This window comes from Paractinoplanes rhizophilus, from assembly GCF_042664765.1.
Taxonomy (GTDB): Bacteria; Actinomycetota; Actinomycetes; order Mycobacteriales; family Micromonosporaceae; genus Actinoplanes; species Actinoplanes rhizophilus.
Genome location: NZ_JBHTBJ010000001.1, coordinates 842,503 through 861,221 on the forward strand (window position 1 = coordinate 842,503; position 18,719 = coordinate 861,221).

Genomic DNA, 18,719 nt, shown 5'->3' on the forward strand with positions numbered 1-18,719 from the left:
GCCTAGCGACTGATGCGGATGTCGTCGATGAAGCCGCGGTACCCACCGGTGTTGGCGGCCTGGTCGTAGCCGATGTCGAACTGGACGATCTGCTTGCCTTTCGCGATCTCACCGAGCGGGATGCTGACGTAGTTCCAGGTGTCGAGCGTCGTGCTGCCGCACCGCCAGGCCGGGTGCGCGTAGACGCCGTACTGGTCGCGGGCGAGGGTGTCGCGCAGGTTCGACTCGGCGCCGGTCACCACGTCCTTGAAGATCAGATCGACGCCGACACAGGTGCTGTTGGTGCCGGTGGCCAGCCCGGAGCTGTTGGCGTTGCTCTGCGGGAAGATCCAGTACGACAGGCGGGTGGCCGGCGTGATGTAGAAATCAACCCCGCCGAACACTTTCATGTACGCGTACGACCCGGTAGCGCTGTTGTCCTTGCCGGAGTACACGAGCTCGCCGGTGCCGGTGTGCGCGGCGGCCGCGGAGTTGCTGTAGAACAGCTCCGGCCCGGTGAGGCTGCAGCAGATGCCGCCCACGTTCGACAGGCCGCCGCGCGCGCCTCCGCCGTCGGACACCGTGTTGCTCCACTTCGGACCGTACTGGCCGGTCTCCAGGCCGGTGTTGAAAGTGTCGTCGGAGACGGAGATGTGGTCGACGTAGCCGCGGTAGCCGCCGGTGTTGGCCGGCTGGTCGTACGCGATCGCCAGCCGCGCGATCCGCTTGCCGTTGGCGGTCTTCCCGATCGGCACCACGACCTGGTTCCACTTGTCCAGCGTGAGGTTGCCGCAGTGCTTGGCCGGGTGGGCGCTGATGCCGCGGGTGTCCACCGCGCCGGAGTCGCGCAGGCTGCTGTTGTCGGTGTAGATCAGGTCGATGCCGACGCAGGCGCTGTTGCCGCCGGTGGCCAGCCCCCAGCTGCCGGAGTTGCTCTGCGGGTAGACCCAGTAGGACAGCACGGTGCCGGCCCGCACCGGCTGGCTCGCCATGTCGAACGCCTTCAGGTAGGCGTACGACTCGGTGGCGCTGTTGTCGTAGCCGGAGTACATCAGGGCGCGCTCGCCGCCGGCCAGGTCGCGCTCCGGGCTGACGGCCAGCTCCGGACCGGCCAGGCCGCAGCAGATCCCCTCGACGTTGGTGACGCCGCCGCTGTCGTCCCTGGTGTTCGTCCAGGCCGGCTTGGCGTCGCCGAGCTCGAAGCCGGTGTCGAACCCGGTCAGGTTCCCGGTGATCCAGCCGCGCACGTCGTCGATCCGCGTCTCGGTGCCGCGCGGGTCGCCGGCCGCCTCGCCGAGGCACTGCGCCTGGTTGGCGGTGTGGTGCAGGCCGGCCAGCTGGTACGTGCCGCCGCTGAGCCGCAGCGCCGGCCCGCCGGCGTCGCCCTTGCACAGGCCCACCGGGTCGCCACCGGCGGCCACCACGTCGAACGAGGCGGCCGGCGCGCCGTCCACCTTGAACTTCGCCGATCGCAGCTTGCCGGTGTTCCAATCGGTCGCGGTGCGCCCGAACCCGGCCAGGAGCAGTTCCTCACCGGCGGCCGGCGCGGCCGGCGACAGCGTCGCCGGGGCGATCGCCGTGATCGGCGTCCGCAGCCGCACCAGCGCGAGGTCGCGCTGCGGATGCACGATGACCGTCGTCGCCGCCGACGACGTGGTGCCGACCGTCACCTTCGTGTACGACATCGGCACGCCGTTGTGCAGGGCGCTCGTCTCGGCGAAGCAGGTCGAGGCGGTCAGCACCGCCCGCGGGTCGACCAGCACGCCAGTGCAGGCGCGCTGGTTGCTGCCCATCGCGATGCGGGCGACATACGCCAATTCCCCTGCGGACACGTCGCCGCCGCCGACCACAGCCAGCGCGGCCCCCGTTCCCAACAAAAGGGCCAGAATGGATAAAACGGACAACAAAAGGGCGCGCCGGTGCGCGCGCAGATTTCTGACCATCGATGGTCACCTTCCCCCGTGGAATGGTGCCATCCAACATCATCGAACTCACGAGATCAATATCTACGGGCGTGCACCTTGGACAGCCGGGATGAACACCGTCGACCAGTCGTCGCGCATGCTGACGACCGTCCAGCCCTGCCGCTCCGCCTCGGTCAGCGCCCGCTCCGCGCCCGAGACGTAGTCGAATTCCCGTTCGGCGTCGTCGTGCCGGACGAGCAGCCGCAGGCACGGCCGGTGCGGTTCCAGATCCGGACCGGCTTCTCGGGGCCGTCGTCCAGGTAGTCGGCCTCGGCCCGGTGGACGATCGTGCCGCCGTGCTCGTCGCCGCGATACTCGAGCGCCGCGGTGCTGCCGATCACCCGCTCACGCGGGATGCCGTACGCCTCGAAGCTGATCGGGCGCATGAAGTCCCGGCCGCCGCCGGAGGCGATGTAGTTGGTGAAACCGTGTGCGGCGAGGTGATCGAGGAGATTGATCATCGGCGCGTACGTGCAGCGCAGGTACGCGCGGCCGAGCGTCGGGTGCTCGGTCCCGCGAAGGAACCGCTCGGCCTGGGCCTCGAAGTCCTCGACGCTGATCCCGTCGTACGCCGCGAGGATGCCGGCCGCGAGAACCCGGACGTTACGGTCGTCGCCGGCGTAGTGCTCGTCGACGACCGCGGCGAGCCAGCCGTACTCCCGCTCGTACGCGGCCCGCCATGGCTGGCGCTCCCGCAGCGCCGGGTCGGCCTCGGCCATCTCGGCCAGCCGGCGCAGGATGAAGTCCAGCTGGATCGGCATCGGCTTCTCGCACCACAGCGTCCCGTCGTTGTCGAAGACAGCCACCCGCTCCTCGGCCGGCACCTCCGCCGCCGCCCGCCCGACGAACTCCAGGATCGCCTCCTTGGCCTGCCCATCCCGCCAGCCCGCCAATGTCATCCACCGACCATCGGTCATCGGGCCTGCCGGCGCCTCACCCGGGCGGGATGAGGCGAGGGCACGACGACGCCGATTGACTCGCACCGGGGCACTTCATCGACGGAGAGGTCAGCGATGCCGACGGACCGGCCGAACATCCTGGTCATCTGGGGCGATGACATCGGCATCGCCAACCTGAGCTGCTACAGCGACGGGCTGATGGGCTACCGCACCCCCAACATCGACCGGATCGCGGCGGAGGGCGCCCGGTTCACCGACTACTACGGCGAGCAGAGCTGCACGGCCGGGCGGGCCGCCTTCATCTGCGGGCAGAACCCGATCCGCACCGGGCTCACCAAGGTGGGCATGCCGGGCGCGGCCACCGGCATCCAGGCCGAGGACCCGACCATCGCGACGGCGCTCAAGGCGCACGGGTACGCGACCGGCCAGTTCGGCAAGAACCACCTCGGCGACCGGGACGAGCATCTGCCGACCGTGCACGGCTTCGACGAGTTCTTCGGCAACCTCTACCACCTCAACGCGGAGGAGGAACCCGAGCAGGAGGACTACCCGAAGCCCGAGGAGTTCCCGGAATTCCATCAACGGTTCGGCCCGCGCGGGGTCATCCACTCGTGGGCGGGCAAGGACGGCACCCAGCGCATCGAGGACACCGGCCCGCTGACCAGAAAGCGGATGGAGACCGTCGACGAGGAGTTCCTCGCCGCCGCCTCGGCCTTCATCCGCGACAAGACCGCCGCCGAACAGCCGTTCTTCGTGTGGTTCAACTCCACCCACATGCACTTCCGCACCCACGTCAAACCGGAGAGCCGGGGGCAGGCCGGGCGGTGGCAGTCCGACTACCACGACACGATGATCGATCACGACAAACTCGTCGGTGACCTGCTCGGACTGCTCGACGAGCTGGGCATCGCCGACAACACCATCGTGTTGTACTCGACCGACAACGGGCCGCACATGAACACCTGGCCGGACGGCGGCATGACGCCGTTCCGCGGCGAGAAGAACACGAACTGGGAAGGCGCCTACCGGGTGCCCTCGCTCGTCCGGTGGCCCGGGCGGATCGCCGCGGGCACCGTGCTCAACGACATCATGAGCCACAACGACTGGTTCCCGACGTTGCTGGCCGCGGCCGGCGTACCGGACATCGCCGACCGGCTCCGGGCCGGCGCCGACCTCGACGGGACCCGGTACCACGTCCACCTCGACGGCCACGATCAGCTGGGCTATCTGACCGGGCAGACCGCGACCAGCGCGCGCCGGCACTTCTTCTACGTGTCCGACGACGGCGACCTGACCGCCGTACGGTATGGCAATTGGAAGTTGGTCTTCCTCGAGCAGCGGGCCGCCGGCACGCTCCGGGTGTGGGCCGAGCCCTTCACCGAGCTGCGGGTGCCCAAGATCTTCAACCTGCGCACCGACCCGTACGAACGGGCCGACGTCACCTCGAACACGTACTACGACTGGCTCCTCGCCCACGCCTGGCTCTGCGTGCCGATGCAGGCGTTCGTCGCCGACATGCTGCGGACGTTCGCCGAGTTCCCGCGCCGGCAGGCGCCCGCCAGCTTCAGCCTCGAGCAGGTGCTGGCGAAACTGCAGGCCGGACTGCCGAGCGCGTGAACCATGACGACCTAGTCCTGGTCCCCGGCGGCGTGTTCCGGATGGGATCCGATGACCACTACCCCGAGGAAGCGCCCGCCCGGGAGGTCGAAGTAGGCGATCTGTGGGTGGCCCGGACCACGGTGACCAACGCCGCCTTCGCCGCGTTCGTCGCCGCGACCGGCTATCGGACGGTCGCCGAGCGGCCGCTGGACCCGGCCGACTTCCCGGGCGCCCCGGCGGAGAACCTGGCGCCCGGATCGATGGTGTTCACCGGCACGCCGGGCCCGGTCGACCTGCGCCACCTGAGTCAGTGGTGGGTGTGGGCGCCGGGCGCGTCGTGGCGCCACCCGGAGGGGCCGGGCAGCGACCTGGACGGCCGCGCCCACCATCCCGTGGTGCACGTCGCGTACGAGGACGCCGAGGCCTACGCGGCCTGGGCCGGTCTCGCGCTGCCCACCGAGGCGCAGTGGGAGCACGCGGCCCGGGGCGGACTCGACGGCGCCGTCTACACCTGGGGAGACGAGCCCGAGACGCCGCGCCGGCGGCGGGCGAACTACTGGCACGGCGACTTCCCCTGGCGCGCCGCGAGCGGGTACGGCCGCACCGCGCCGGTCGGGTCCTTCCCGCCCAACGGCTACGGGCTGGCCGACATGGCCGGCAACGTCTGGGAGTGGACCCAGGACTGGTACGCCGAGCAGCGCTGGGCCGGCCACTCCGCCTGCTGCCTGCCCCGCGACCCCCGCGGCGGGCGGCCCGAGGACAGCTACGACCCGGCGCAGCCCCGGGTGCGGATCCCCCGCAAGGTCATCAAGGGCGGCTCGTTCCTGTGCGCCGACACGTACTGCCTGCGGTACCGGCCGGCCGCGCGCCGGCCCCACATGATCGACACCGGCATGAGCCACATCGGATTCCGCTGCGTCGCCCCGCCGGGCGAGGCCGCGGTGTCCTCGGCCTGATCCCTAGCCGGCGCCGCGCCGCGCACGCTCCTCGTAGGCCTGCCGGGCGGCCGGATCGGCGCGGCTCAGCACCTTCCCGGCGTCGGACAGCCGGTCGAGCACGGCCGTCACCCGGCGCGGCAGGGCCTGCGTGAGCTTGGTGGGGCCCTGCACCCAGCGCGGCACCCAGAGCTCCGCGCGCGGCTTGCGCAGGGCGAGCTCGATCACCTCGGCCACGTCCTCGGGCGTGACCTGCTTGACGCCCCGCGCCGCCGGGACCCCGGCGGACAGCTCGGTCCGCACCACCGTCGGCAGGATCAGCGTGACGTCGACGCCGGCCGGCTCGAGCTCGGCCCGCATCGCCTCGCTGAAGCCGACCACGGCGAACTTCGAGGCCGAATAGGTGGCGCCGTTCGCGACGGCGAGGCGGCCCACCGCGGATGCGACGTTGACGATGTGGCCGTGCCCCCGGTCGACCATGCCGGGCGCGACCGCCTTCGTCCCGTTGATCACCCCGAACACGTTCACGTCGAAGATGGTCCGGGTGACCTGGTCGGGCTCCTTGAGCAGCGAGCCGAGCGGCATGATGCCGGCGTTGTTGATCAGCGCGTGCCACGGGCCCAGGTCGCCCACCTCGGCCAGGAACTCCTGCCACGACGCGGGATCGGTGACGTCCAGCCGCGCGGCCACGACCCGGTCGCCGAGGGGCGCGGCGACCGCAGCCGCCAGGCCGGCGTCGAGGTCGCCGATCGCGACCGAGGCGCCGAGCCGGGCCAGGCGCTCGGCGGTGGCGCGGCCGATCCCCCGCGCGCCACCCGTGACGATCACGGCCATCCCGGAGATCTTGCGACTCATCGATCCCTCCCGACGAGGTCCCGTACCGCCCTGCGGTTGATTTTCCCGACGCTGGTCAGCGGCACCGCGTCGAGCACGGTGACCTCGCGCGGGTACTTGTATCGCGCCATCCGGGCCCGGGCGAACTCGACGAGCTCCGCGCCGCTCACCCGGTGACCGGGCGCGAGCTGCACGACGGCGACCACCTCCTCGCCGCTCTCCGCGTCCGGCTTGCCGACGCACGCCGCGAGCTGCACCGCCGGATGCTCGAGCAGCACGTCCTCGACGTCGCGCGGGAAGACGTTGAACCCGCCCCGGATGATGAGGTCCTTCAACCGATCCACGACGTAGAGGTAGCCGTCCTCGTCGAGGTGTCCGATGTCGCCGGTGTGCAACCACCCGTCGCGTACGGTCCGCGCGGTCAGCTCCGGGTCGTTCCAGTACCCGAGCATCACCCCGGGGCCGCGGACGCAGATCTCGCCGTCCTCGCCGGCCGGCACCGGGTTCCCCTCGAGGTCGCGGATCGCCACCTCGGCGTGCGCCAGCGGCTTGCCGACGCTGCCGGCCCGATGGTCGGGCATCCTCTCCGCCGAGACCACCGCGCTCGACTCCGTCAGGCCGTAGCCCTGCAGGACGGTCACGCCGAAGGCCTTCTCGGCCGCGACCCGGATCGCGGGCGGGAGGGTGGCGCCGCCCGAGCCGAACGACACCAGCGAGGACAGGTCATAGTCGCCGAGCGGCTGGCCGAGCAGCAGCTGCAGCATCGCGGGAACGAGCGAGCTGCTCTCGAGACGGTGCTCGGCGACCAGTTCCAGCCAGCCGGTCGGGTCGAACCAGCGCTGCAGCACCGACACCCGCCGGCGGTCGGAGTGCAGGCCGGCGATGACGACGATGAGGCCGTACGCGTGCGACAACGGCAGCGGCAGCAGCGTGCGGGTCGCCGGCGTCGTGCGGGCGGCGAGGTCGAGGCCGCGCCCGTTCTCCCACAGGCCGCGGTGGCTGAGCATGACGCCCTTCGCCCGCCCGGTGGTCCCGCCGGTGTAGAGCAGCGCCGCGAGGTCGTCATCGGTGCGCGGCTCGATCTCCGCCGGCCGGCCGGCTTCGAGCTCGGCGTAGTTGCCGCCGATGACGAACGTCGCGATCCGCAGCCCGTCGGCGGCGGCCTCGAACAGGCCGGCCAGCTCCGGGCTGATGATCGCCGCGGTGGCGCCGGAATCGGTGAGGATGTGCCGTAGCTCCGGCTCGCTCTGCAGGAAGATCACCGGCGTCACCACCGCGCCGGCCCGCCAGATCGCCCGGTAGGCGATGAACACCTCGGGGGTGTTCATGGTCATCACGACCACCCGGTCGCCCGGCCGCACCCCGTGCGCGCGCAGCCCGCCGGCGGCCCGGGCCGACCGCTCGTGGATCTCGGCCGAGGTCAGCCACGTGCCCTCGAAGAACAGCGACTCGTAGTCGCCGAGGCGCTCGAAGGACCGCTCGGCGAGGACCGCCAGATTGTGTTCGCCGGGACCGCTCATCACGTCACCTGCCCCATCGCCAGCCGGGCGACCTCGTCGAAGGCCGCCACATCGTCACCGAGAAGGAACCGGTCCACCTTGGCGCGCCGCCAGTACAGGTGCGCGTCGTGCTCCCAGGTGAACCCGATGCCGCCGTGCACCTGGATCGCCGTCTCGGCGGCCAGCTCCAGCGTGGTGGCCGCGGCGGCCTTGGCGGCGGCCGCGGCCAGGGGCAGCTCGCCGGGCGCCCGGCCGGCGGCCCAGGCGGCCCACCAGACCAGCGACCGCAGCTGCTCCACCTCGACGTACACGTCGACGAGCAGGTGCTTGACGGCCTGGTACGAGCCGATCGCCCGGCCGAACGCGTGCCGCTGCTTCGCGTACTCCACGCTCAGCTCCAGCAGGCGGGCCGCCGCGCCCAGGCCCTCGGCCGCGAGGATCGCCCGGCCCACGCGCTCGGCCCGTCGCCACCGCTCGGCGGCATCCCGCGCCAGCACCGTGGTCGCGCCGAGGGCGACGTCGCCGAGGCCGCGGGTCGGGTCGATCGGCTCCCGGGCGGTGACCGTGCCCGGACCGCAGACCAGCGCGCGGTCGCGCAGCGCCAGGAAGGTGTCGGCACCGATCGCGTCCAGGACCGGGCCGCCGTCGTCGACGACCGCGACGGCCAGGCTGCCGTCGGCGAGGCCGGCCAGCCGGTCCGGGTCGCCGTCCAGCAGCACCGCCGCGCGCGCGAAGCTCACCAGCGACGGGCCCGCGAGCACCCGCCCGGCCTGCTCGGCCACCACCGCTTGCTGCAGGACGGTGCCGCCGCTCGCCGGCACGGTGATCGTCGCGTAGCCGCTCTTGACCAGCTCGGCGCGGCCGGGCCGGAGCGCGGCGCCGTCCTCGAGCGCCGCCCGCGCCGCCGCCGGGGAGGCCGAGGCCGACAGGAACTCACCGGCGGCGCCGGCCAGCTCGCGGTGCTCCTGGTCGAGGTCGAAGTTCATCGCCGGTCCGCTCCCTTGTCGACGCGGGGCTCCGCGGGCAGGCCGAGGACCCGTTCGCCGATAATGTTGCGCAGCACCTGGTCGCTGCCGCCCGCGATCGCCATGCCGGGCAGCACGGCCTGCATGTTCTGCCAGGTGCGGTCGCCGTCTGGGGTCGTGCCGACGCGGGCGTCGCCACCGAGGACGCGCACCGCGAGGTCGGTCAGATCCCGCGCCGACCGGGTGCCGCTCAGCTTGCCCGCCGACGCCTCGGGACCGGGCAGCTCGCCCCGGCTGAGCCGGGAGAGCCGGCGATAACCGGTGTACCGGGCGCCGAGCGCGGCGACGTACGCGCGGCCGAGCTGCTGGCGGGCCAGCGCCTGCCGGTCGGCGGGCAGCGCGCCGATGTGCTCGGCGACGTGCCGGGCCACCGCCTCGGGCTTCGGGCCGATCGGCGTGCCGCCGCCGCCGAGCGAGAGCCGCTCGCTCATCAGCGTCGTCAGCGCCACCCGCCAGCCCTCGCCGGGCTCGCCCAGCCGCTCGGCGTCGGGCACCGGCACGTCGTCGAGGAAGACCTCGTTGAAGTGCGCGTCGCCGTTCATCTGCCGCAGCGGGCGTACGGTGACGCCCGGCGCCTTCATGTCGACCACGAACATGGTCAGGCCGCGGTGCTTGGGCGCGTCCGGATCGGTGCGAGCGAGCAGGATCCCGTAGTCGGCCAGGTGCGCGAGCGTCGTCCACACCTTCTGCCCGCTGATCCGCCAGTCGCCGCCGCCGTCGCGGACCGCCCGGGTGCGCAGCCCGGCCAGATCGCTGCCGGCGGCCGGCTCGCTGAACAGCTGGCACCACAGGTCGTCGGCGCGCAGCAGCCGCTTGAGGTAGCGCTGCTTCTGCCGGTCGCTGCCGTGCATCAGCACCGTCGGGCCGCACATGCCGATGCCGATCAGGTTGATCAATGCGGGTAACCCGAGCCGGGCCATCTCCTGGTCGACGATCGCCTGTCGCATCGGGGTGCCGCCGCGGCCGCCGGCCTCCACCGGCCACGCGACGCCGACGAACCCGGCGTCGTAGAGCATGGCCTGCCAGGCTCGGGGATCGTCGACGGAACGGTGCCGCGACAGGAACGCGCGCACCGAAGCGCGCCACACTGCCTCGTCCGGGGTGTCGTCGAAGTCCATGCCGGCTCAGTTCCGGACCAGGACGATGGGCTGGCCGTCCTTGGGAAACGGCAGCGAGTGATGGTCGATCGGCGCGACGTAGCCGGGGTCGACGCGCCAGTGGTATGCACGCAGTAACCGATGCATGATCGCCTTGACTTCGAGACCGGCGAAATAAAGGCCGATGCACTTGTGTACGCCTCCGCCGAACGGTTCCCAGGCGAACCGGTGCGAGCGGTCCTCGCGCCGCCCGGGCGCGAAGCGCTCGGGGTCGAACGCCGCCGGCTCGGTCCAGTAGTCCTCCATCAGGTGGGTGAACTGGATGCCGAGCGTGCAGAAGGTGTCGGCCGGGATGCGCACCCCCTGCACGACGGTGTCCTTGACGGTGTACCGGACCAGCACCGGCACCGGGGCCCGCAGGCGCAGCGCCTCGCGCATGACCAGGTCGATCGAGACGAGCGATTCCAGCTCGGCCATCTCGGGCGCCGGCCCGAGCGCCAGCGCCTCGGCCCGGCAGCGGTCCTGCCACGCGGGGTGCTGGCCGAGGTACTGCAGGATCGCGGAGGTGGTGATGGTGGACGTGTCGTGCGCCGCCATCATCAAGAAGATCATGTGGTTGACGACGTCGTCGTCGGAGAAGCGCGCGCCGTCGTCGGTCTCGATGTGGCAGAGCACCGAGAAGATGTCGTCGGACACCTCGGCCCGCTTGGCCGGCAGGTAGCCCCGGAGGAACTCCTCCAGCACCTTGCGCGCGCGGTAAGCCCGGCCCCAGCGGGTGAACGGGACGTCGGCCCGGACGATCCCGGCGGCCGCCTGCACGCAGGTGATGAACGCCCGGTTGACCCGGTCCATCTCGGCCGGGCTGGTCTGCCGCGCGCCGCCCATGAACAGATCGGCGGCGATGTCGAGGGTGAGCTGCTTGAGCCGCCAGTACGCCCGGAACTGGCGGCCGGACTCCCAGCCCGCCATGCCCCGCTCGATGGCCGGGTGCAAGTTGCGGGTGTAGCCGGCCAGCCGGGGGCGGGTGAACGCCTCCTGCATGATCCGCCGGTGGTCGTGGTGCTCGTCGAAGTCGATGAGCATGAGGCCACGGTGGAAGAACGGGCCGACCAGCTGCGACCAGGCCGGCTCGTTGGCGAACGCCTTGTCCCGGTTCTGCAGCGCCTCGCCGCAGGCGTCCGGGCCGAGCAGGATCACGGTGTCCCGGCCGAGCAGGCGGGACGGGGCGACCGGGCCGTAGAGCTGCCATTTGCGCCGGTAGTGCCCGATCGGATCGTGCTGGTACTCGAGGAGCTGCCCGATCCAGGGCAGGCCACGGTCGTCGCGGCGCAGGGCTGGGAGGAGTCGCGCTGGTGGGGTCTCGGCCGTCATGGCTCACCTCGCTCGTCCTGCCCAGAGTGATTCGGGAAGGGCGTCCTGTCAACCTTCGCGCGTCTCTTGTGGCATGGTTGGCGACATGGCGGTGCAGTCAGGGATCTACCGCGGCGTCAGCGCCGCCGACCGGGCGGCCGAGCGCCGCGCCCGGCTGCTCGCCGCCGCCCTCACGGTCTGGGCCGATCCGGGCGTCCGCACCACGATGACCGCCGTCTGCGCCGAGGCCGGCCTCACCGAGCGCTACTTCTACGAGAGCTTCACCGGGCTGGAGGCGCTGCTCGAGGCGGTGATGGACACGATCGCCGCCGAGATCGAGACGACCAGCCGGACGGCCGCCGAGGCCGCCGGCGACGACCCGGTGGCCCGGGTGCGCGCGTCGGTGCGGGCGTTCATGGAGCTGCTGGTGGCCGACCCCCGCAAGGGCCGGGTCGCCATCGTGGAGTCCGTCGCCGTGCCGAAGCTGCGGCAGCGCCGCACCGATCTGCTGCGCCACCTCGCCCACCAGTCGGCGCGGGAGTCGCGCAAGCTGCTCGGCTCGCCCGGCCGCAGCGCGAGCGAGGACGAGATCGGCGGCCTGCTGTTCATCGGCGGCATGGCCGAGCTCATCACCGCCTGGCTGGACGGCACCCTCGAGGCCACCACCGACGAGATCGTCGAGGCCGCGTCCCGCGCGCTGCTGGGCATCTACGGCTGAGATCCCCGGCGGGCAGCCGCCTCAGCCCTTGCTGATCCCGCTGGTGAGGCCGCTGATGAGCTGCCGCTCGGCGAACGCGTAGCACACCAGCGAGGGCAGCATCGCGAGCGTGACGTAGGCGAGGATGCGCGCCGTGTCCGCCGAGTACTGCGACTGGAACTGCTGGACGCCCAGCGGCAGCGTCCACCACCGGGAGTCGTTGAAGACGATCAGCGGCAACAGGTAGTTGTTCCAGCTGCCCACGACGGCCAGGACCGCGACCGTCCCGAGGGCGGGCCGCGACATCGGCAGCAGGATCCGCCAGAAGAAGCGGAACGGGCCGCAGCCGTCGAGCACCGCGGACTCCTCGACCTCGGCCGGGATGCCGCGGAAGAAGCTGCGCAGGATGATGATGGTGATGGGCAGGCCGAACGCCGCCTGCGGCAGCACGACACCGAGCGGGTTGTTCAGCAGGTTCATCTCGCGCAGCAGCACGAACAGCGGCAGGATCGCCACCGCGAACGGGAACATCAGCCCGATCGCGAACAGCGTGAACATGACCTCCCGGCCCGGAAAGGCGTAGCGGGCGAAGATGTACGCGGCCATCGCGCCGACCCCGACCACCAGCACCGTGCTGGCGATCGCGATGACGAGGCTGTTGGTGGCCTGCTGCCAGAACGCCGAGGAGCGCAGCGCATCGACGTAGTTGCCGGGAATCCACGGGTCGGGCAGTCCGAACGGGTTGGTGAACAGCTGGCCGTTGTCCTTGAAGCCGCCCAGGATGCCGAAGACGATCGGCACGACCACGACGGCGGCGACCAGGATGCTGAGCAGTTGCAGGGCGCCGTGGCGGGCCCGGCGGGCGCCGGTGGCGTGGGTCATCGCCGGTCTCCGATCGTGGTGATCGCGCCCTCCAGGTCGCGGCGCAGGACGAAACGCTGGTACAGCAGTCCGAAAGTCAGGCTGATCAGAAAGATCATCATGCTGATCGCGCTGGCGTAGCCCACGTGGAACCGCTTGAAGCCCTCTTGGAACATCGTCACGGCGAGGGTCTCCGACGAGCGGATCGGGCCGCCACCGGTGAGCACCCAGACCATGTCGAACAGTTGGATCGTGCCGAGGACGGAGAGGAACACGCTGAGCCGGATGGTCGGCCCCAGCAGCGGCAGGGTGATGCGCCGGAACGCCTGCCAGGGGCCGGCGCCGTCGATCGCGGCCGCATCGTGCAGCTCCTGCGGAATGCCCTGGCGGCCGGCCAGGAAGAGGATCGTGTGGAAGCCGAAGTACTTCCACGAGATCACCAGGAACAGCGAGTACATCACGGTGTCCGGGTCGGCCAGCCAGGTGGCGCCGAGGTCGCCCAGCCCGATCAGCCGGGTGATGTGGTTCGCCAGGCCCTGGTTGGGCGAGAAGATCATCGTGAACAGAACCGCGGTGACGACCTCGGACAGAACGAAGGGCGTGAAGAACAACATCCGGTACACGCGGCGGCCGCGCAACGGCTGGTTCAGCAGCATGGCCAGGGCCAGCGACATGGGCACCTGGATGCCGAGCGAGAGCACCACGAGCAGCAGCGCGCGGCGCAGGTCGCCGACGAAGATCTCGTCGACCAGCAACCGGTGGAAGTTCTCCAGCCCCACGAACGCCGTGGGCGCGCCGAAGCCGTTCCAGTTGAAGAAGCTGCCGTACGCGGCGACCACGATCGGGGTCAGCACCAGCAGCAGGAACAGCACCAGCGCCGGGCTCAGGAACGCCACGATCGTCAGCCAGGGCCGCCGGCGCCGCCGGCGAGTGGCCTCGACCGGCGGCGGCGGCGCGGCCGGCGCGGGCCGGCGTTCGTCGGTCAGCACCGTCCGTCAGCCCTGCTTCGCCGCGGTGGTGATGTCCTGCACGACCTTCTGCGGCGAGGCCTTGCCGGCCAGCAGCTCGGCCACGCTGTCGTTGACCTGCTGGCCCACCGCCGGGGCGTAGGCCTGGTCTAGGTAGAGCTGGAACCCGGTCGAGTTGACCATCGTCTCGCCCACCAGCTTGAGGTTGGGGTCGGTGACGGCGTCCTGCGCGGCGGTCACCACCGGCAGCACGCCGGCGGTCTTCGCCTCGATGCGGGCGTTCTCGGGCTGCGCGATGAACTTGAGGAACTCCACCGCCTCGGGCGGCGCGTCCTTGCCGACCGCGAACCCACCGCCGCCGCCGAACGCGTCGGTGATCTTCCCCTTGCCGCCGTCGACCGCCGGGAACGGGAAGAACCCCAGCTTGGCGCCCAGCCCCTTCTTGCCGGCCGAGTTGTCCCGCTCGACGACCGGCGCCCACTGGCCCATCAGCTCCATGGCCGCCTTGCCGTTGCCCACGGTGGCGGCCTGACCGTCCGCGCTGGAGTAGCCCGCGGCCAGGAAGCCGGCCTGGAACGGCTGCAGGGCGACCAGCTCGGCCAGGCGGTCACCGGCGGCGATGAAGTCCGGCGTGTTGAAGTTCTTGTCGACGGCGGCCTGCTGCAGCGCGTCCAGGCCGGCGACCCGCATGGCAAGGTAGGCCCAGTAGTAGTGGCCGGGCCACTTCTCCTTGCCGGCGAGCGCGATCGGGGTGATCTTCGCGGCCTTCAGCTTGCGGACCGCGTCGAGATACTCGGCCCAGGTGGCCGGGGGCGCGCTCACGCCGGCCCGCTGGAAGAGCTCCTTGTTGTACCAGAAGCCGACCATGCCGGTGTCGACCGCGGACGCGTACGTCTTGCCGTCCTTGGTGTACGCGTTGAGCGCGGTCGGGATCAGCGTGTCCCGCCAACCGCCGACGTCCGCGGTGATGTCCTTGACCATGCCCGCGTCGGCCTGCTGGAACAGCACCCCGCCACCCCAGGTGTGGAAGATGTCCGGCGGGTCGCCGGCCTGGATGACGGTGGTCAGCTTGGTCTTGAACGCCTCGTTCTCGAGCGGGGTGATCTCGAACTTCACGCCCGGGTGCGTCGCCTCGAACTGGCGCGCCATCTGGGCCCACGCCGACAGCATCGGATCGGTGTTGGCGATGTGCCACCACCGGATCTTCTTCGTCGAGCCGGACTTGCCGCCGCTGTCGTCGTCACCGCAACCGCCGAGGACCGCGCCGGCGGCCGTGGCGGCGGTCAGGCCGAGCAATGATCTGCGGCTCAAGCGAACGTGACTGGTCACCCGTCAGCTCCCCTTCCGGAACCTGTTCATGCACATGTCAAATAGGCGGCCGGAATGTATGAGCCGCGGAAGTTTCGGAGATCGATCGATATCTTTGAGGCGTTGTTAGCAGCACGCTACGAGCTGAAGTCGATCGGGTCAATACCGGATCGGTCTCGAGCACGCGTAACTTCCGAACCGGTTTTCGATCGACGAACGTTACTGAACGCCTGTTACGCCCATCGATCCGTAAAGGTCGCTCGAGTATTGCCGGTAGTCAATGTCGCAAGGTCAATGCTATGAACTGGTGGGTCCTCATGACCTGCTGGGGCAACGTCGCCCCCACCGTTCGTCATCGACTTGCTGGGGGAACGACATGGGCAACATCCCGGACGACCGGCCGCGTGCCCGGCGGCGGAGATCGATCATCGCGGCGGCGCTGACGGCCGCCGCGATCGCCGTGCTGGGCCTGGGCACGACCGCACCGGCCGCGGCGGCCGCCAGCCCCGGAGCGGCCACCGTCGCCACCGGCTACTCGCACACCTGCGCGGTCCGCGCCGACGGGACCCTGTGGTGCTGGGGCGGCAACGCCAGCGGTCAGCTCGGCGACGGCACCACCGCGGGCCATGCCACCCCGGCCCAGGTGGGCACCGCCACGACCTGGGCCCGGCTGGACGCCGGCACCAGCTACAACTGCGCCGTCCGCACCGACGGCACGCTCTGGTGCTGGGGCAGCAACCGCCGCGGCCAGGTCGGCGACGGCAGCACCACCGACCGGCGTGCACCGGTGCAGGTCGGCACCGCCACGAACTGGGCCCGGGTCAGCGCCGGCGACACACACACCTGCGCCGTCCGCACCGACGGCACGCTCTGGTGCTGGGGCTTCAACCGGCTCGGCCAGCTCGGCATCGGCACGTCCCTCTACTACGCGACCGAACCGATGCAGGTCGGCACGGCGACCACGTGGTCGCAGGTCACGACCGGCTTCGCGCACACCTGCGCCACCCGCACAGACGGGACGCTGTGGTGCTGGGGCGACAGCACGACCGGGCAGCTCGGCCTCGGCATCCTGAGCTACACCACGACGCCGTCCCAGGTCGGCACCGCCACGAACTGGACCGGCGTGACCGCCGGATACGCGTTCACCTGCGCGGTCCGCTCCGACGGGTCACTGTGGTGCTTCGGCGAGAACGGGTACGGGCAGCTGGGCGCGGCCACCACGTACCAGACCACGCCGATGCGCGTCGGCGACGGCACCACCTGGTCCGCCGTCGGCGCCAGCTTGAACACCGCGTGCGCCACCCGCACCGACCACACCCTCTGGTGCTGGGGCAACAACATGGCCGGGCAGATCGGCGACGGCACCACCGCCAACCGGTCCACCCCGACCCGGGTGGGCGACGCGACCACCTGGGCGGACAGCTTCGACGTCGCCTACCACACCTGCGCCGCCCGCGCCGACGGGAGCCTGTGGTGCTGGGGCTACAACCCGGCGGGACAGCTGGGTGACGGCACCACCGTGAACCGTCCGGCCCCGACCCCGGTGAGCCTGCCGGCCTGACGCGACCGGCCGGCCACGCCCGGCCCGGGAGAGCCTCCCGCCCGACCGTCCACCCGCGAGGCGAATGCCGCCGGCCATGCCGGCGGCATTCGCTGTCTCCGGGCCATCGGCAAGGGCGTCCGGACACCGGATTGAAACGTAACCGGGCAGGTCAACCGCAACTATCGTCTTGAATGTGGCGGGCGGCGCTCATACCATGTGGGCGCCGATTGTGAGCGTTCACTTTTCCTTGCCGAAGTCAGGACACCGCGTTGGATCAGCCGTTTCCCGGTCGCGACGAGCAGCTCGTGACCGCCGCGCGGGCCGGCGACCCGGCCGCGCTGAACGAGCTGTTCCGCCGGCACCTGCCCATGGTCTACAACCTCGTCCGGCGGGCGCTGCCCGGCGACCCGGCGGTCGACGACGTCGTGCAGGACGTGCTGGTGCGGGCCCTGCGCCAGCTCGCGGACCTGCGGTCGGCGACGAGCTTCCGGCCGTGGCTGGCCGCGATCGCCGTCCGGCAGATCGGCAGCCACTTGTCCCGCAAGGACGTCGCGGCCCGCCGCGCGGTGCCGCTCGACGCGGCGTTCGGCCGACCGGACCCCGGCGCCGAGGTGGAGGGCCCGGCCCTGCTGCGGGTCGAGCTGTCCGGGCAACGCCAGCAGGTCGGGCACGCGCTGCAGTGGATGGGCGCCGACGAGCGCACGGCGTTCTCGCTGTGGTGGCTGGAGATGGTCGGCGAGCTCACCCGGCCGGACGTCGCGGCGGCCCTGCGCACGAGCGTCGCGCACGCCGGCGTACGGATGCAGCGGATGCGCGAGCAGCTCGAGGCGAGCCGGCAGATCGTCGCCGCGCTCGAAGCCACACCCGGCTGCGACCAGCTCGGTGACATCACCGCCGACTGGAACGGAGTGCCCAGCCCGTACTGGCGCAAGCGGCTCGCCCGCCACGTGCAGTCCTGCCCGGTGTGTGCGCGCACGACGCGGCGCCTGCTGCCCACCGATCGATTGCTGGCCGGGCTGTTTCTGCTGCCCGTCCCCGCCGCGCTCGGCGTCGCGGTGGTAGTGAAGGGGCTGGCCGGCGGCGCGGCCGCCGGTTCGGGCGCGGCCGCCGGTTCCGGCGCCAAGGTCGCGATCGGCGCCGCGTCGTGGCTGGGACGCGCGGTGCAGGCGGCCGCGATGCACCCGGTGGCGGCGACGATCACCGCCGGCGTCCTGGCGGCCGGCGTCACGGTGCCGACGACCGGGTGGGCCACGTCGGCGCCGCCCCCGCCGGGACTGACCGGCACGGCGACGGCCAGCGCCGCCCCCGACCGGCTGGTGGCGGGCCGGGTATCGCTGGAATCGGCCGGCAGCCCCGGGCGATACGTCGCCGTGGCGAAGGATTTCGGCGTGCTCGCCGCGGTCGGCCCGGCGAGCGACCCGGCGGCCCGCGAGCGGGCCAGCCTGCGGGCCGTGCCCGGGCTGGCCGATCCGGCATGCTTCTCGTTCCGCCGCCCGGACGGCCGCTACCTGCGGCACTCCTCCTTCCGGCTGCGGCTCAGCCCGGACGAGGGCACCGTCCTGTTCCGCGAGGACGCCACGTTCTGCCCCCACACCGGCTTCCTCGCCGGCTCGCTGGCGCTGGAATCGTTCAACTATCGCGGCTTCTTCCTGCGCCACGTCGGCGATCAGATGTGGATCGACCAATACGACGGAAGCTTCGCATTCCGCACCGACGGCTCATTCTTCACTCGCCCGCCATTGGGCTGAAAACCTGTGATGAGCAGCGCGCCCGGTTGGTCGGATCTTGAAACTCCAAGAAGCGCTGCGGCACTATGGCGGCACGGCCACCGCACCGCCGCCGGCCGCGCCCTGACGCCGTGCCGGTGCCGCATTTCCGCGCCTCGCCGGCAGTCGCCGCTCGCAGACCTGGTCCCCCACCGGACCGGTGTCGGGGCTCCCGGAAGGTGGACCGGGAGCTCCGATGCCTCCAGCCCAGTCTCGGCGACCGGATTCCGGTGCGCTGGCGAGGTGCCGGGATCGAGGTCTGTTCCGTGGTCTGCGCTGGGTGTTCGCAACGCTTTGCTCTGCTCACCCACAGGAAGCGCCCGCGCCAGGCGGCCCGGCCGCGCGCCGGCGTCCGCGCCGAGGCCGCGTTGCCGGATCAACCCGAAGCGGCCGAA

15 protein-coding genes are annotated in these 18,719 nt (G+C 71.5%); 5 read left to right on the plus strand and 10 right to left on the minus strand.

Going from position 1 to position 18,719, the window contains the following annotated elements; all coding sequences use genetic code 11:
* Positions 1 to 2: 2 nt before the first annotated feature.
* Positions 3 to 1,856: a S1 family peptidase gene (locus ACFQS1_RS03815; protein ID WP_378964583.1), complete on the minus strand. Its 1,854-nt coding sequence runs from the start codon at positions 1,854 to 1,856 to the stop codon at positions 3 to 5.
* Between the two features lie 221 nt (positions 1,857 to 2,077).
* The gene (locus ACFQS1_RS03820) at positions 2,078 to 2,842 is read right to left on the minus strand and encodes a haloacid dehalogenase-like hydrolase (protein WP_378964584.1); all 765 of its coding nucleotides are present in this window, start codon (positions 2,840 to 2,842) and stop codon (positions 2,078 to 2,080) included.
* A gap of 114 nt (positions 2,843 to 2,956) precedes the next feature.
* Between ACFQS1_RS03820 and ACFQS1_RS03825 the strand changes: the two genes are divergently transcribed.
* Together ACFQS1_RS03825 and ACFQS1_RS03830 are read left to right on the plus strand one after the other, a co-directional pair.
* Positions 2,957 to 4,459 (plus strand): arylsulfatase, encoded by a 1,503-nt coding sequence (locus ACFQS1_RS03825; protein WP_378964585.1) that lies wholly within the window; start codon positions 2,957 to 2,959, stop codon positions 4,457 to 4,459.
* A complete protein-coding gene (locus tag ACFQS1_RS03830) occupies positions 4,456 to 5,397 on the plus strand; it encodes a formylglycine-generating enzyme family protein (RefSeq protein ID WP_378964586.1) in 942 nt (313 codons plus the stop codon). Before ACFQS1_RS03825 ends, ACFQS1_RS03830 begins: the two co-directional genes overlap by 4 nt.
* A gap of 3 nt (positions 5,398 to 5,400) precedes the next feature.
* Here ACFQS1_RS03830 and ACFQS1_RS03835 read toward each other — a convergent pair whose 3' ends face one another.
* Genes ACFQS1_RS03835 through ACFQS1_RS03855 form a run of 5 tightly spaced genes read right to left on the minus strand, consistent with a single transcriptional unit; the run spans position 5,401 to position 11,202 of the window.
* Positions 5,401 to 6,231 (minus strand): SDR family oxidoreductase, encoded by an 831-nt coding sequence (locus ACFQS1_RS03835; protein WP_378964587.1) that lies wholly within the window; start codon positions 6,229 to 6,231, stop codon positions 5,401 to 5,403.
* Positions 6,228 to 7,730 carry a class I adenylate-forming enzyme family protein gene (locus ACFQS1_RS03840; RefSeq protein ID WP_378964588.1) on the minus strand — a complete coding sequence of 501 codons (1,503 nt, stop codon included), beginning with the start codon at positions 7,728 to 7,730 and terminating at the stop codon, positions 6,228 to 6,230. Before ACFQS1_RS03840 ends, ACFQS1_RS03835 begins: the two co-directional genes overlap by 4 nt.
* Positions 7,730 to 8,695 carry an acyl-CoA dehydrogenase family protein gene (locus tag ACFQS1_RS03845; RefSeq protein WP_378964589.1) on the minus strand — a complete coding sequence of 322 codons (966 nt, stop codon included), beginning with the start codon at positions 8,693 to 8,695 and terminating at the stop codon, positions 7,730 to 7,732. The genes ACFQS1_RS03840 and ACFQS1_RS03845 overlap by 1 nt, the downstream gene beginning before the upstream one ends.
* Positions 8,692 to 9,852: an acyl-CoA dehydrogenase family protein gene (locus ACFQS1_RS03850; protein WP_378964590.1), complete on the minus strand. Its 1,161-nt coding sequence runs from the start codon at positions 9,850 to 9,852 to the stop codon at positions 8,692 to 8,694. The genes ACFQS1_RS03845 and ACFQS1_RS03850 overlap by 4 nt, the downstream gene beginning before the upstream one ends.
* Before the next feature lie 6 nt (positions 9,853 to 9,858).
* On the minus strand, positions 9,859 to 11,202 hold the full coding sequence (locus ACFQS1_RS03855; protein ID WP_378964591.1) for a cytochrome P450: 1,344 nt from the start codon (positions 11,200 to 11,202) through the stop codon (positions 9,859 to 9,861).
* Positions 11,203 to 11,287: 85 nt separating this feature from the next.
* On the opposite strand from ACFQS1_RS03855, the gene ACFQS1_RS03860 reads away from it, so the two are divergent.
* Entirely contained in the window at positions 11,288 to 11,899 is a 612-nt protein-coding gene (locus ACFQS1_RS03860; RefSeq protein ID WP_378964592.1) for a TetR/AcrR family transcriptional regulator, read from the plus strand.
* Positions 11,900 to 11,920: 21 nt separating this feature from the next.
* Here ACFQS1_RS03860 and ACFQS1_RS03865 read toward each other — a convergent pair whose 3' ends face one another.
* Genes ACFQS1_RS03865 through ACFQS1_RS03875 form a run of 3 tightly spaced genes read right to left on the minus strand, consistent with a single transcriptional unit; the run spans position 11,921 to position 15,036 of the window.
* Complete coding sequence (locus tag ACFQS1_RS03865; RefSeq protein WP_378964593.1) at positions 11,921 to 12,760, minus strand: carbohydrate ABC transporter permease; 840 nt, start codon at positions 12,758 to 12,760, stop codon at positions 11,921 to 11,923.
* Positions 12,757 to 13,728, minus strand: a complete 972-nt coding sequence (locus tag ACFQS1_RS03870) for a carbohydrate ABC transporter permease (RefSeq protein ID WP_378964594.1) — start codon at positions 13,726 to 13,728, stop codon at positions 12,757 to 12,759. Before ACFQS1_RS03870 ends, ACFQS1_RS03865 begins: the two co-directional genes overlap by 4 nt.
* Positions 13,729 to 13,734: 6 nt before the next feature.
* On the minus strand, positions 13,735 to 15,036 hold the full coding sequence (locus ACFQS1_RS03875; RefSeq protein ID WP_378964595.1) for an extracellular solute-binding protein: 1,302 nt from the start codon (positions 15,034 to 15,036) through the stop codon (positions 13,735 to 13,737).
* 355 nt (positions 15,037 to 15,391) lie between these two features.
* Between ACFQS1_RS03875 and ACFQS1_RS03880 the strand changes: the two genes are divergently transcribed.
* Together ACFQS1_RS03880 and ACFQS1_RS03885 are read left to right on the plus strand one after the other, a co-directional pair.
* Positions 15,392 to 16,576 (plus strand): RCC1 domain-containing protein, encoded by a 1,185-nt coding sequence (locus ACFQS1_RS03880; protein ID WP_378964597.1) that lies wholly within the window; start codon positions 15,392 to 15,394, stop codon positions 16,574 to 16,576.
* Positions 16,577 to 16,827: 251 nt separating this feature from the next.
* Positions 16,828 to 18,306 carry a sigma-70 family RNA polymerase sigma factor gene (locus ACFQS1_RS03885; protein ID WP_378964598.1) on the plus strand — a complete coding sequence of 493 codons (1,479 nt, stop codon included), beginning with the start codon at positions 16,828 to 16,830 and terminating at the stop codon, positions 18,304 to 18,306.
* Positions 18,307 to 18,719: the final 413 nt, after the last annotated feature.